Annotated in this window: 12 protein-coding genes; all 12 read left to right on the top strand. The window is 43.8% G+C overall.

Going from position 1 to position 14,778, the window contains the following annotated elements:
- Nucleotides 1-6 precede the first annotated feature (6 nt).
- The 12 genes from rseP to ribF all read left to right on the top strand — a co-directional run bounded on the left by rseP (nucleotide 7) and on the right by ribF (nucleotide 14,768).
- Complete coding sequence (rseP, locus tag ACFSCZ_RS03975; RefSeq protein WP_380772445.1) at nucleotides 7-1,272, top strand: RIP metalloprotease RseP; 1,266 nt, start codon at nucleotides 7-9, stop codon at nucleotides 1,270-1,272.
- Between the two features lie 20 nt (nucleotides 1,273-1,292).
- Nucleotides 1,293-3,002 (top strand): proline--tRNA ligase, encoded by a 1,710-nt coding sequence (locus ACFSCZ_RS03980; protein ID WP_380772446.1) that lies wholly within the window; start codon nucleotides 1,293-1,295, stop codon nucleotides 3,000-3,002.
- Nucleotides 3,003-3,074: 72 nt separating this feature from the next.
- A complete protein-coding gene (locus ACFSCZ_RS03985; protein ID WP_380772447.1) occupies nucleotides 3,075-7,409 on the top strand; it encodes a PolC-type DNA polymerase III in 4,335 nt (1,444 codons plus the stop codon).
- Between the two features lie 179 nt (nucleotides 7,410-7,588).
- Nucleotides 7,589-8,056 (top strand): ribosome maturation factor RimP, encoded by a 468-nt coding sequence (gene rimP / locus ACFSCZ_RS03990; RefSeq protein ID WP_380772448.1) that lies wholly within the window; start codon nucleotides 7,589-7,591, stop codon nucleotides 8,054-8,056.
- Between the two features lie 40 nt (nucleotides 8,057-8,096).
- Nucleotides 8,097-9,221 (top strand): transcription termination factor NusA, encoded by a 1,125-nt coding sequence (gene nusA, locus ACFSCZ_RS03995; protein WP_380772449.1) that lies wholly within the window; start codon nucleotides 8,097-8,099, stop codon nucleotides 9,219-9,221.
- Between the two features lie 11 nt (nucleotides 9,222-9,232).
- Entirely contained in the window at nucleotides 9,233-9,514 is a 282-nt protein-coding gene (rnpM, locus tag ACFSCZ_RS04000) for an RNase P modulator RnpM (RefSeq protein WP_380772450.1), read from the top strand.
- Nucleotides 9,504-9,809, top strand: a complete 306-nt coding sequence (locus ACFSCZ_RS04005; RefSeq protein ID WP_380772451.1) for a YlxQ family RNA-binding protein — start codon at nucleotides 9,504-9,506, stop codon at nucleotides 9,807-9,809. Before rnpM ends, ACFSCZ_RS04005 begins: the two co-directional genes overlap by 11 nt.
- Before the next feature lie 16 nt (nucleotides 9,810-9,825).
- A complete protein-coding gene (gene infB / locus ACFSCZ_RS04010) occupies nucleotides 9,826-12,096 on the top strand; it encodes a translation initiation factor IF-2 (protein ID WP_380772452.1) in 2,271 nt (756 codons plus the stop codon).
- On the top strand, nucleotides 12,093-12,374 hold the full coding sequence (locus ACFSCZ_RS04015) for a DUF503 domain-containing protein (RefSeq protein ID WP_380772453.1): 282 nt from the start codon (nucleotides 12,093-12,095) through the stop codon (nucleotides 12,372-12,374). The genes infB and ACFSCZ_RS04015 overlap by 4 nt, the downstream gene beginning before the upstream one ends.
- Nucleotides 12,375-12,389: 15 nt before the next feature.
- Nucleotides 12,390-12,743, top strand: coding sequence for a 30S ribosome-binding factor RbfA (gene rbfA, locus ACFSCZ_RS04020; RefSeq protein ID WP_380772454.1), 354 nt, complete (start codon nucleotides 12,390-12,392; stop codon nucleotides 12,741-12,743).
- 138 nt (nucleotides 12,744-12,881) lie between these two features.
- On the top strand, nucleotides 12,882-13,787 hold the full coding sequence (gene truB, locus ACFSCZ_RS04025) for a tRNA pseudouridine(55) synthase TruB (RefSeq protein ID WP_380772455.1): 906 nt from the start codon (nucleotides 12,882-12,884) through the stop codon (nucleotides 13,785-13,787).
- Between the two features lie 15 nt (nucleotides 13,788-13,802).
- Nucleotides 13,803-14,768, top strand: coding sequence for a riboflavin biosynthesis protein RibF (gene ribF / locus ACFSCZ_RS04030; RefSeq protein WP_380772456.1), 966 nt, complete (start codon nucleotides 13,803-13,805; stop codon nucleotides 14,766-14,768).
- Nucleotides 14,769-14,778 lie beyond the last annotated feature (10 nt).

The following is a 14,778-nucleotide window of genomic DNA, read 5'->3' on the forward strand; positions in this document are numbered from 1 at the left end:
ATTTTTTTGAATACAGTCATCGCTTTTATTATTATTTTTGGAGCCCTTGTTTTTTTTCATGAACTGGGACATTTTATTTTTGCTAAGCGTTCAGGCATTCTTGTAAGAGAATTTGCCATTGGCATGGGGCCAAAAGTCTTTTCTCACAAAACAAAAGAAACCCTGTATACCATTCGTCTCTTGCCGATTGGCGGATACGTCAGAATGGCCGGAGAGGATCCGGAAATGCTTGAAATTAAGCCGGGCCATAGAATCGGACTCTTGCTAGATAAAGAGGGGCTTGTTGAAAAGGTGATACTTCAGGGAAAAGACCGCTTTCCCAATGCGCGTACGATTGAAGTTGAATCCGCTGATCTTGAACATGATCTGGTGGTCAAAGGGTATGAAGACGGGGAAGACGAGACCGTAAAAACATTTCGAGTTTCCCGAGAAGCAATGATCGTCGAGGATCAAGTTGAAACCCAGATTGCTCCGTGGGACCGTCAGTTTGGATCCAAGAAGCTCAGCGCAAGGGCGATGACGATTTTTGCAGGCCCCATGATGAACTTTGTGCTGGCCATTGTCATTTTTACCATCTTAGGATTTATTCAGGGAGTACAGGTGAATGATCCGCTGATAGGAAAGCTGCTTCCTGATGGAGCTGCACAGGAAGCCGGATTCAAGGAAGGCGACACTGTTTTAAGTATCGATGGGGCTGAGATTTCAAATTTTGAGGATATCACGGAAATTGTACGCAGCCACCCGGGTGAGGAGCTTGTTTTCACCGTTGAACGTGATGGAGCAACCCTGGATATACCGGTTACTCCGAAAAGAGAAGTCGCAGAGGGGGAAGAGTTTGGTCTCATTGGAGTTCAGGCTCCCGTAGATAAGTCCATTTCGAAAGTGGCCTTCAACGGATTTTCTGAAACATACTTATTAACAATAGAAATTTTCAAGATTCTTGGGAAACTTGTTACAGGACAATTTTCCATCGATATGCTAGCCGGGCCTGTCGGGATATATAAAACGACAGAAACCGTTGCACAATCGGGTGTGCTGCTTTTAATGAGGTGGACAGGGTTGCTGAGCATTAACCTTGGGATAATGAACTTGCTTCCGGTTCCTGCATTGGATGGCGGCAGACTGTTATTCTTCGGAATTGAAGCGCTGAGGGGTAAACCTATCGACCGCCAGAAAGAAGGTTTGGTCCATTTTATTGGTTTTGCCCTATTAATGGTATTAATGATTGTAGTCACATGGAACGATATTCAAAGGTTTTTTATCTTTAAATAATCCAAGTTGAGGTGCAAGTAATGAAGCAAAGCATGACAATCATTCCAACGCTCAGAGAGCTTCCTTCGGATGCAGAGATTAAAAGTCATCAGCTGCTTCTCAGAGCAGGATTTATTAAACAAATTGCCAGCGGGGTTTACACTTATTTACCGCTTGCCAAAAGAACATTAGATCATATTGAAAGAATTATACGTGAAGAGATGGAGCGGGCAGGAGCTGCAGAACTGCTTATGCCTGCCCTGCAGCCTGCTGAGCTGTGGCAGGATTCCGGACGCTGGTATACATATGGCGATGAATTGATGAGAATGCATGACCGCCACGACCGCAGCTTTGCACTGGGTCCGACTCATGAAGAAGTGATTACAAGCATTGTCAATGACGCAGTACCTTCGTACAAGCGCCTTCCAATCACCCTTTATCAGATCCAGACAAAATTCAGGGATGAAAAACGTCCCCGATTCGGGCTGTTGCGCGGCAGGGAATTTGTTATGAAGGATGCATATTCATTCCATACCTCTTCTGAAAGTCTTGATGACACCTATCAAAAAATGTATCAGGCCTATATAAATATTTTTAACAGATGCGGTTTGGATTTTCGCGCGGTCTTAGCCGATTCCGGGGCGATTGGCGGGAAGGACACGCAGGAATTCATGGTACTTTCAGAGATTGGTGAGGATACCATTGCCTATTCTGATTCCTCATCCTATGCTGCAAACATAGAAATGGCAGAAATAAACCAGGAGTATGTGAAGCCTGACGCCCCTCCAAAGGACTTGGAAAAAGTCGAAACACCTGATCAAAAAACTATAGCTGAAGTATCAGAGTTTCTTCAAGTATCAGCCTCAGATGTTATAAAGTCATTGGTCTTGCTTGTCGATGAAGAACCTGTGATGGTGCTCGTCAGAGGTGACCACGAAGCCAATGAGGTGAAAGTAAAAAATGCTCTGGATGCCAAGGCTGTTGAATTTGCAGACGAAGAAAAAACGAAGGAGCTGCTGAATTGCTCATTTGGATCAATCGGTCCCGTTAATCTTCCGGATAATGTAAAGATCATTGCCGATCAAGCGGTTGAATACATGATAAATGCGGTGTGCGGAGCAAATGAAGACGGCTTTCATTATAAGAACGTGGTTCCGGGGCGCGATTTCCAAGTGGAAACCTATGCCGACCTGCGATTTATTCAGGAAGGGGATCCTTCGCCGGACGGGAAAGGAACAATTAAATTTGCCCGTGGTATTGAAGTCGGGCACATCTTTAAACTGGGCACGACATACAGTGAAGCAATGTCTGCCAAGTATTTGGATGAAAATGGCAAGGCTCACCCCTATATCATGGGCTGTTACGGCATCGGTGTATCCAGGACGCTGGCTGCCATTGCCGAACAATTTAACGATGAAAACGGATTGATATGGCCTGCCAACATTGCACCATATGATATTCACCTGATACCGGTAAATATGAAAAATGAAGATCAGAAAAACCTTGCTGAGAAACTATACAGCAGCCTCCAAGAACATCAATATGACGTACTGTTTGATGATCGGAACGAGCGTCCGGGCGTTAAATTCAATGATTCCGATTTAATCGGTTTGCCTGTGCGTGTAACGGTGGGCAAGAAAGCAGCCGAGGGGATCGTGGAAGTTAAAATCCGTAAGACCGGTGAAATGATAGAAGCGAAAGCTGAGGAACTGAATGGCGTATTGGAGCGCATTTTTAAAGAACTTGAATGAATAGGAAAAAAGGTACCTTGATTTAAAGGTGCCTTCCTTATTTCCTATCGACTAGATGAGGGGGAGAATCAAATGACGTCCAGGACGGATCATCCCGCCGAAAAAAAAGAACGCTTTTTACTTTTACTCCAGCAGATCGGTTTAACTGATGATGCATATATAGTGCATTTACGGTCCGGGCAAATTGAAAAGCTGGTGGTTGATAAAACGAATAAAAAATGGCATTTTTATTTTTCATTAGACAAGCTGATTCCCAGCAGCATCTATACAATGTTTTCCAAAAAGCTCCAGCAGGCCTTCCAGCATATTGCCCAAGTGAACTTTTCTCTATCTTATGCCGATCCAACGTTTAACGAGGAACTCGTTATTGATTACTGGCGGGACTGTCTAAAAGAGATTGAGGGTATGTCTCCCATGCTGCTCGGTTTATTGAAAGGCCAACTGCCAAGAGTTCAAGGGAATAAATTGGTCGTTACGGTCAGAAATGACATGGAGGCAAGAACCCTGCAGGAAAAATACGGAAGGTTTATTTCTGAAATCTATCAAAAGTTTGGTTTTCCTTCTATGATGTTGACAGCTGAAATTGGCAATGCGGAACAATCACAAGAAGAATATGAAAGATTTATGGAAGAAAAGCAAAAAGAAGATGAAGAACGAGCTCGTCAAGCCGTAGCAGAAATGAAGAAATTGGAAGAAGAGAAGAAAAACAGCAGCGATGTTGAATTAAACGGTCCACTGACCATTGGTTATGCTATTAAAAACGATGAAGACATTCGGAAGTTGGAAGATATTGTAGATGAAGAGCGCCGGATTACAGTGGAAGGATATATCTTTTCCGCCGAAACCAGAGAACTGCGAAGCGGACGAACACTCCTGTTGTTTAAACTGACCGATTACACCGACTCTATCTCCGTGAAAATGTTCTCAAAAGATCAAGAGGATGCGGCCATGATGAATTTGGTTAAAAAAGGCATGTGGGCAAGAGTACGGGGAAGTGTTCAAAATGACACCTTTGCCAGGGAACTTGTCCTCATGGCACAGGATATCAATGAAGTGAAGGCAAAGGAAAGAATGGATCATGCTGATGGAGAGAAACGTGTTGAACTTCATTTACATTCACCCATGAGCCAAATGGATGCAGTGACCTCTATCAGCAGTTATGTAGCCCAGGCGAAAAAGTGGGGCCATACCGCGTTGGCTCTTACAGATCATGCAGTTGTACAGTCTTTTCCTGAAGCCTACAGTGCGGGAAAAAAGAACGATATGAAAATGATCTATGGACTCGAAGCCAATCTGGTCGATGATGGAGTTCCGATTGCTTATAATAGCGCCCATCGGTTTTTGGAGGAAGAGACATATATTGTGTTTGACGTAGAAACGACAGGGCTATCAGCAATCTATGACAAAATTATTGAATTGGCAGCAGTTAAAATCCGGAACGGTGAAGAGGTTGACCGTTTCGAGCGATTTGCCAATCCTCATCATCCGCTGTCAGCAACAACCATAGAATTAACCGGTATTACAGATGATATGGTTGAGAATGCTCCGGAAATAGAAGAGGTGCTGCAGGATTTCCATCATTGGATAGGTGATGGGATCCTGGTCGCCCATAATGCTTCGTTTGACATTGGATTTTTAAACACAGGCAATCAGAGGGCTGGTTTGCCTAAAATTGATAATCCGGTAATTGATACATTGGAGCTGGGAAGATTCTTGTATCCGGAATTTAAAAACCACAGGCTGAATACTTTGGCTAAGAGATTCGACATTGAACTCGTTCAGCACCACCGGGCGATTTATGATGCGGAGGCTACCGGGAAAATCCTATTAAAAATGCTTGCAGATGCAAGAAAAAGAGAAATCCTATACCATGATCAATTGAATGATAACATGGGACAAGGTGATGCCTATAAACGGGCAAGGCCCTCACACTGTACACTGCTTGCACAAAATGATGAAGGTTTAAAAAACCTTTATAAATTGGTTTCCTATTCCCATTTAAATTACTTTTATCGCGTTCCCCGGATTCCGCGATCACTTTTGGAGAAACACCGGGAAGGAATTTTGGTTGGTTCCGGGTGTGATAAAGGTGAAGTCTTTGAAGCCATGATGCAAAAAGGACGGGCAGAAGCCGAAAAAGCTGCTTCTTTTTATGATTACCTGGAAATTCATCCAAAAGCGGTGTATGCTCCTCTCATTGAGATGGAATTGGTCAATGATGAGAAAAACCTTGAAGACATTATTAAAAATATTGTAAGCATGGGAGAGGACCTCAACATTCCGGTTGTCGCTACCGGAAATGTTCATTATATGAACAAGGAGGATAAAATTTACCGTGAAATTCTCATCCGCTCCCAAGGCGGTGCGAATCCGATGAACCGGCATCATCTGCCGGATGTTCATTTTAGAACAACCGATGAGATGCTGGAAGAGTTTTCCTTTTTGGGGGATGAAAAAGCATACGAAGTCGTTGTGCGCAACAGCAATTTAATTGCTGGAAAGATCAGTGATGTCAAACCGATTAAGGATGATTTGTATACTCCGAAAATTGATGGAGCCGAGGAAGAAATCCGGTCCATGAGCTACGAAAGGGCGAAATCAATCTATGGGGAGGAACTTCCGGAAATCGTGGAAGCGCGTCTTGAAAAAGAATTGGCCAGTATTATCGGACATGGGTTTGCAGTTATTTATCTGATCTCTCATAAACTAGTAAAAAAATCATTAACAGATGGGTACTTGGTAGGTTCCAGAGGATCCGTGGGTTCTTCATTTGTAGCGACCATGACCGAAATTACCGAGGTTAATCCGCTTCCGCCGCACTATGTCTGTCCGGAATGCAAGCATTCCGAGTTTTTTGATGACGGGTCCGTTGGTTCAGGTTTTGACCTTCCGGACAAAAATTGTGAAAAATGCGGAGTGGAATATAAAAAGGATGGCCATGACATCCCGTTTGAAACATTCCTTGGGTTTAAGGGAGACAAAGTTCCGGATATTGACCTGAACTTCTCTGGGGATTATCAGCCGATTGCCCATAATTATACAAAAGAATTGTTTGGTGAAGATTATGTGTATCGTGCAGGTACAATCGGTACTGTAGCTGAAAAAACAGCATACGGATATGTCAGAGGATATGAACAGGACCACAATCTCATGATGCGCAATGCGGAAGTGGACCGGCTTGTACAGGGATGTACAGGAGTTAAAAGAACAACCGGGCAACATCCCGGCGGTATTATTGTTGTACCGTCCCATATGGAGATATTTGATTTTACTCCGATACAGTATCCTGCTGATGATACGTCTTCTGAATGGAGGACAACACATTTTGATTTCCATTCCATCGATAGCAATCTGTTAAAATTAGATATTCTCGGCCACGATGATCCGACAGTTATACGCATGCTGCAAGAATTGAGCGGAATCGACCCTAAAACCCTTCCGATCGATGACCCTGAAGTTATGAAGATTTTTAGCGGTACAGAGTCCCTTGGTGTAACGGAAGAGCAAATAATGTGTAAAACCGGAACACTGGGAATACCTGAATTCGGTACTCGATTTGTCAGGCAAATGCTGGAAGATACGAAGCCTACGACGTTTTCCGAGCTTGTCCAAATTTCCGGCCTTTCACACGGGACGGATGTATGGCTCGGAAATGCGCAGGAACTGATCCGTTCGGGAACCTGTACATTGTCGGAAGTGATCGGATGCCGGGATGATATTATGGTATATTTGATTTACCAGGGGATTGAACCATCTCTTTCCTTTAAAATTATGGAATCTGTCAGGAAAGGAAGAGGCCTGACGCCTGAATGGGAGGAAGAGATGCGCAGGAACAATGTGCCGGAATGGTATATCGATTCATGTAAAAAAATAAAGTACATGTTTCCTAAGGCGCACGCTACAGCGTATGTACTTATGGCAGTGCGTATAGCTTATTTTAAGGTGCACCATCCGCTTTTGTACTATGCGTCTTACTTTACAGTCAGAGCCGAAGATTTTGATCTGGAAACGATGGTTCGGGGATCACAGGCCATCCGGTCCAAAATTGAAGAAATTAATGCCAAAGGCCTGGATGCCACACCGAAGGAGAAAAATCTATTGACTGTGTTGGAACTGGCTTTGGAAATGTGCGAGCGAAAATATAAATTTCAGCGTGTAGATTTGTACCGTTCCAGTGCCACTGAATTCCTTATTGACGGTGACTCTTTGATTCCGCCGTTTAATGCCATACCCGGCCTGGGCACCAATGCTGCAATCAATATCGTTAAAGCGCGGGAAGAGGGAGAATTCCTTTCCAAAGAAGACCTCCAAAAACGGGGGAAAGTATCTAAGACGGTAATTGAGTATTTGGATCAGCAGGGCTGTCTCGAGTCACTTCCTGAACAAAACCAGCTGTCTCTCTTTTAAGACATCTTCACCTTCTCACGCTGCCAGTGATTTGCAAACAATAAATGGTTATGGTATATTTTTATTGGAAATACTATGAATAACCTCTGCGCAAAAAGAGTGGGTGCCCCCCACTCTTTCGTATTGTTGCGGATAAATATACGGAAATGAACAAGAAACTCTATATTTTGGAGGTTTTTATGAGTAAAGTGACAGACATTGTGGAAGAGCTGGCAGTTCCGATCCTCGATGATTTGCAGTTGGAGCTAGTGGACATTGAATATGTAAAAGAGGGGAAAAACTGGTATCTTCGGCTTTTCATCGATAAGGAAAACGGTGTAGATATCGAGGAGTGCGGCATTGTCAGTGAACGGCTTGGAGAGAAGCTCGATGAAATGGATCCCATTCCACACAATTACTTTCTTGAAGTCTCATCACCTGGTGCCGAAAGGCCATTGAAAAAAGCTCAGGATTTTACAAAAGCTGTTGGAAAGCAAGTGAATATTAAAACATATGAGCCGGTCGAAGGCGAGAAAGAATTTGAAGGCAAACTGACAGAGTTTAATGGAGAAACGTTAAAAATCGACGTGAAGATCAAAACCCGGACCAAAACAATTGAAATTCCATATAACAAAGTGGCAAAAGCCCGTTTAGCCGTCGTTTTTTAAACAGTACAGGAGAATGATTGAAAAAGGGGAGGACATGGTCATGAGCTCAGAATTATTGGATGCTCTCGTTTTATTGGAAAAGGAAAAAGGAATTTCCCGGGATGTATTGATTGAAGCGATTGAAGCTGCACTTGTTTCTGCATATAAAAGAAACTTTAATCAAGCGCAGAATGTACGTGTGGATATGAATTTGGAAACCGGGACGATGAGGGTTTTTGCCAGAAAAGAAGTGGTTGATGAAGTATTTGACTCCAGATTGGAAATTTCAATTGATGAAGCAAGATCCATCAACCCTTCCTATGAGCCTGGTGATATGGTCGAGCTGGAAGTTACTCCGAAGGAGTTTGGGAGGATTGCGGCCCAAACGGCCAAACAAGTGGTAACCCAGCGTGTAAGAGAGGCGGAACGCGGGATTATTTATTCAGAATTTATCGATCGGGAAGATGATATCATGACAGGTATTGTTCAACGGCAGGATTCCCGCTTCATTTATGTAAGCCTGGGTAAAATCGAGGCGCTTCTCCCTCAAAGTGAACAAATGTCCACTGAAACCTACAAGCCGCATGACAGAATTAAAGTATACTTGACAAAAGTGGAAAAAACCACAAAGGGCCCGCAAATATTTGTTTCAAGAACCCATCCGGGGCTGTTAAAGAGATTATTTGAAATAGAGGTTCCTGAAATATACGATGGGACAGTTGAAATCAAATCGGTTGCAAGAGAAGCCGGTGACCGCTCCAAAATATCTGTTTTCACCGACCATGAGGATATTGATCCGGTCGGTGCATGTGTCGGGCCAAAAGGGGCAAGAGTTCAGGCAGTTGTCGATGAACTTAAAGGTGAAAAAATTGATATTGTTGAATGGTCTTCGGATCCGGTTGAATTTGTCGCCAATGCTTTAAGCCCCTCAAAAGTTCTGGATGTGATCGTCAGTGAAGAGGAGAAAGCGACGACGGTCGTTGTCCCGGATTACCAGCTTTCTCTTGCCATTGGAAAGCGGGGACAAAATGCTCGCCTGGCAGCAAAGTTGACCGGCTGGAAAATTGATATCAAAAGTGAAACGGATGCCCGTGAAGCCGGACTTTATCCAAGAGATGAGCTTTTTGATTTTAATGAAGATGAAATGGATGAAACATTCGATTTAACAGAAGAAGAAATCGAATAGGGGTGAAGCAGATGGCAAAACAAAGAAAAATTCCAATGCGAAAGTGTGTAGCCACCGGTGAAATGAAGCCTAAGAAAGAAATGATCCGGATTGTCCGTTCCAAAGAGGGAGAAGTCTCGGTAGACTTGACCGGGAAGAAATCCGGTCGGGGCGCTTACCTTTCCATAGATAAGGATGCCATCTTAGCGGCAAAAAATAAAAAAGTACTCGAAAATCATTTGCAGGCCGAGATACATGATAACATTTATGATGAATTGCTGGCACTGGTGGAAACGAATAAAAATGACAAATGAAAAGTGGGTGTCGCTGCTCGGCCTGGCCAATCGTGCGCGCAAGGTTATTTCCGGTGAAGAATTGGTTATCAAAGAAGTGAGAAACGGGAGAGCGAAACTTGTGATACTTGCCAAAGATGCATCCAAAAACACGTCCAAAAAAGTTCTGGATAAATGTAAATATTATCGGGTCCCTGTTGTTTATTCAGAGACCAGGGAGCAGCTGGGACGGGCCATTGGAAAAGAGTCAAGAGTGGCAGCGGCTGTTATCGATAGTGGATTTGCAAAAAAATTGGCAACGATGTTTTACGATTAATTGCGGGGGTGAACATATGAGTAAAATGCGAGTATATGAATATGCGAAAAAGCACAATACTTCAAGCAAGGAAGTTATAGAAAAGTTGAAAAGCATGAATATTGAAGTGACCAATCATATGTCAGCGATTGACAGCCATGCAATCGGCAGGCTGGATCATGCTTTTAACAATCAACCTAAGGAAAAAGGACATTCACAGCGTAGGGGACAGCAAAACCGGGGTCCGAAACAGGAGAACCGTTTGCCCAAAAACACAGAGAATGAAAATAACCGGTCAGCACAAAGTAAGAATGGATCCAACAAAAACAGTAAGCCAAAAGGAAATCAAAATAATACGGGCGTACGAAACCAAAAAACAAACAATCACCGGAATGACGGCGGACAACATAAGCCAAACGGAAAGGGAGGCCGCGGCGCCGCCGGAAATAAAGGTCAAAATAAAGGGCCCAACCGTAATCGGAAACAGAACCAAAATCGCCAGCGGCAGAAACCGCAGCACCATCAGCCTGCTCCTCCCAAGCAAAAAGAGCTTCCGGAAAAAATCACATTTACAGAATCCTTAACTGTAGCGGAACTTGCTAAAAAGCTCCACAGAGAACCATCCGAAATTATTAAAAAACTCTTTATGCTCGGTGTGATTGCCACAATCAATCAGGAGTTGGATAAAGATGCGATCGAATTAATTTGTGCAGAATATGGTGTGGAAGTTGAAGAAGAGATTCAAATTGATAAAACAGACCTGGAAATCTATTTTGAGCAGGAAGTCAATGAGGAAGAGCTTGTAGAAAGACCTGCTGTAGTAACAATCATGGGCCACGTGGACCATGGTAAAACCACTCTTCTCGATTCTTTAAGACATACGAAAGTGACAGCTGGCGAGGCCGGCGGAATCACTCAGCACATTGGTGCTTATCAAATTGAAGCAAGCGGCAAAAAAATTACATTTCTGGACACCCCTGGGCACGCGGCATTTACGACAATGCGTGCAAGAGGAGCCAAGGTAACGGATATCACAATCCTTGTTGTAGCCGCTGATGATGGTGTAATGCCACAAACGGTTGAAGCCATTAACCATGCCAAGGCTGCTGAAGTACCAATCATTGTAGCAGTAAATAAAATTGATAAACCGACAGCGAATCCGGATCGAGTCATGCAGGAACTGACAGAGCATGGGCTTGTACCCGAAGATTGGGGCGGAGACACAATATTCGTACCTATCTCAGCGCTGCAGGGAGAAGGAATAGATCAACTGCTCGAAATGATACTTCTCGTGAGTGAAGTGGAAGAGCTAAAGGCGAGCCCTAATAGGCAGGCTTTGGGAACAGTGATCGAAGCCCAGTTGGATAAAGGCCGCGGGTCAGTCGCTACACTGCTCGTTCAGGATGGAACTTTAAGGGTGGGAGACCCCATTGTGGCAGGAAATACCTTTGGCCGTGTGCGTGCAATGGTCAATGACATGGGCCGCCGTGTAAAAGAGGCGCCTCCTTCCACGCCAGTTGAAATTACCGGTTTAAGCGATGTGCCTCAGGCAGGAGATCGGTTTGTCGTATTTGAGGATGAAAAAACTGCACGGCAAGTTGGTGAATCACGTGCCCAACAGGCGTTGCAGGCGCTAAGGAACGAAAACTCCAAAGTTACTCTGGATAATCTTTTTGAACAGATGAAACAGGGTGAAATGAAAGAACTGAATATCATCATTAAAGCTGATGTTCAGGGGTCAGCTGAAGCACTTGCGGCATCTCTAAGAAAAATTGATGTAGATGGAGTGAACATTAAAATCATTCACTCCGGCGTTGGAGCAATTAATGAGTCTGATATTACATTGGCTGCTGCTTCCAATGCGATCATAATCGGCTTTAACGTACGCCCTGATGTAAATGCCAAGCGGGCAGCCGAGTCTGAAGGGGTAGATATTCGCCTTCACCGCATTATCTACAAAGCCATCGAAGAGATTGAAGCAGCCATGAAGGGGATGCTGGATCCTGAATATGAGGAAAAAGTCATCGGCCAGGCTGAAGTAAGACAGACATTTAAAGTGTCCAGAATCGGAACGATTGCCGGCTCCTATGTAACAGACGGAAAAATAACACGCGACAGCGGAGTTCGCCTGATCAGAGACGGAATCGTCATTTATGAGGGTGAAATCGATGATTTAAAACGATTCAAGGACGATGTCAAAGAAGTGAGCCAGGGATATGAGTGTGGCATTACCATTAAGAATTTCAATGACGTAAAAGAAGGAGATGTCATTGAGGCATTTGTCATGGAAGAAGTGGAGCGCAGTTGATCGGATTCGCTCAATGTGAATTTCGGATCTATCATTCCCAATCGTTAAAAGATAAGCGCTCAGTCGTCAAACGGGTGTTGACGAGAGCAAAGCAAAAATTTAATGTTTCTATTGCCGAGGTTGCTCACCAAGATGTTTGGCAGCGTACCGGTATCGCGATTGTAACAGTTGCTGCAGCACGGAAACGAGCTGAGCGTGAGCTTGAGGAGACAATTGAATTCCTTGATTCTTTTCCGGAATGGGAAAGAATCGGGGGAACCCATTATGAGTGGCTGTAATGTGAGGTGTCATACATGAGTTTACGGGCCAACCGCGTCGGAGAACAGATGAAGAAGGAACTGGGAGATATCATCTCCAGGAAAATTAAAGATCCGAGAGTAGGATTTGTAACTGTAACGGATGTGGAAGTCACGGGGGACCTGCAGCAGGCAACCGTATTTATATCAGTTCTGGGCACAGACCAGGAGAAAGAAGACACGCTAAAGGGTCTAACAAAAGCCACCGGGTTTATCCGGTCGGAAATCGGCCATCGAATCCGATTGCGTAAGACTCCTGAAATCAGTTTTGAATTTGATGAATCTGTAGAATATGGAGACAGAATCGAGAAACTTTTAAAAGACATTCACGAAAATGAGGATAGACAGTAGAGTCTATCCTTTTTTAAGGTAAATGTAAATGACAATGTTTATCGCCAGGATTTCATCTCGTCATTTCGGCCTCCTTGGAAACCACAAGCTTTACCATAGGACGAGAAGCGTTTTTGCATTCAAAGGAGGAGATAGCCTGTGGAAGGAATATTACCACTATGGAAACCGAAAGGCCTGACATCCCATGACTGTGTTTTTAAAATCAGAAGGCTCCTCGGCATGAAAAAAGTCGGGCATACGGGCACGCTGGATCCTGAAGTAACAGGCGTGCTGCCCATTTGTCTGGGACGGGCTACAAAAATTGCACAATATATCACAGATGCAGGAAAAGAGTACGAAGGTGAAGTAACGATCGGGTTTTCCACGACAACGGAAGATGCTTCCGGTGAAATTGTAAAAGAAAAGCACGTTCCTGCTGCATTTCATATACACGATATACAACAAGTGCTGGACTCTTTAACTGGTGAAATCCGGCAAACACCGCCGATGTACTCTGCCGTTAAAATAAAAGGAAAACGTCTCTATGAGTACGCCAGGGCTGGTATTGAGGTAGAGAGACCTACAAGGACTGTACACATTTATCAGCTGACTTTGCATGAAGATACCATTTCCTTCCATGAGGGGCTTTATTCTTTCCGATTCTCAGTACGTTGCAGCAAAGGAACGTACATTCGGACATTGGCTGTCATGATAGGGGAAAAGCTAGGTTTTCCTGCACATATGTCTGACTTGGTTCGGACGGCCTCCGCCACATTTACAAAAGAAGATTGTGTGACTTTTGACCAGCTCCATCATATGTTGGATCAAGGAGAGATTGTAGAAGCGATATTACCTTTGGAGGACGGGCTTTTACATTTGCCCTCCATAGAGATTAGTGATACATTAGCGATGAAAGTCCGAAATGGTGCCGTCATAAATAAGCCTGAATATTGGAAAGACGGCGAAACCGTTCTTTTATATAAAGGAAAAGCGATGGCCATTTATCGGGAACATCCGGTTAAAAACTGGTTGATCAAGCCGGTGAAGGTATTAAGAAACGTATGAAACAGGTGACATATCTTGAAAGTAATCAATATACAGCACCCGCATTCTTATAAAAAACATGATTTTCCGCCTCTGGCTGCGGCCCTGGGTTTTTTTGACGGAGTTCACAAAGGACACAAAAAAGTGATTATGGCTGCTAAAAGAGCTGCGGATGAGCATGGAATCAAAAGCGCAGTAATGACATTTGATCCACACCCCTCTGTCGTATTATCCCAGGAGGCAGGTTCTGTTAACTATATTACTCCATTGGAGGATAAAATAAAGTATATTTCAGAACTTGGTATCGACTATATGCTGATCATCAGATTTACATCCGCTTTCGCCAATTTATTGCCAGAACAATTCGTACAAACATACCTTGTTGATTTAAACGTTCGATATGTATCGGCGGGTTTTGATTTTACATATGGTAAATTTGGAAAAGGTAAAGTATCCACCATCTCTGAGCATTCACAGGGAACTCTCCAAGTGATGACCGTCCCCAAGCTTGAAAAGGACGGGGAAAAAGTCAGCTCGACTTTGATTAGGGAACTTTTGGCAGAGGGCCGGGTACATGAGGTGTCCAGTCTGCTGGGAAGATTTTACACAACCAACGGAACAGTTATTCACGGTGAAAAACGAGGACGACTGCTGGGGTTTCCCACCGCTAATGTTCATTTGGGTCATGATTACATCGTCCCGAAAAAAGGGGTTTATGCCGTTCGTTTGCTTGTCAATCAACAATGGGAAAATGGAGTGTGCAATGTGGGCTATAAACCGACATTCCATGACCCCGAAAAGGTGGAAATGTCAGTGGAAGTTCATTTAATGGACTTTGACCGTTCCATATATGGGGAAAAAGTTATAATAGAGTGGCACTTGAGAATAAGGGATGAACAGAAATTTAACGGTTTAGATCAGCTGAAAGAGCAAATTCTAAAGGACAAAGAGACTTCCCTCAAATATTTTCAGCGGGATATAAAATTACTTGATTTTTCCTAAGCAAAGTTGT

Origin of the sequence: Siminovitchia sediminis (assembly GCF_042680885.1) — a bacterium.
Classification (GTDB): Bacteria; Bacillota; Bacilli; order Bacillales; family Bacillaceae_C; genus Siminovitchia; species Siminovitchia sediminis.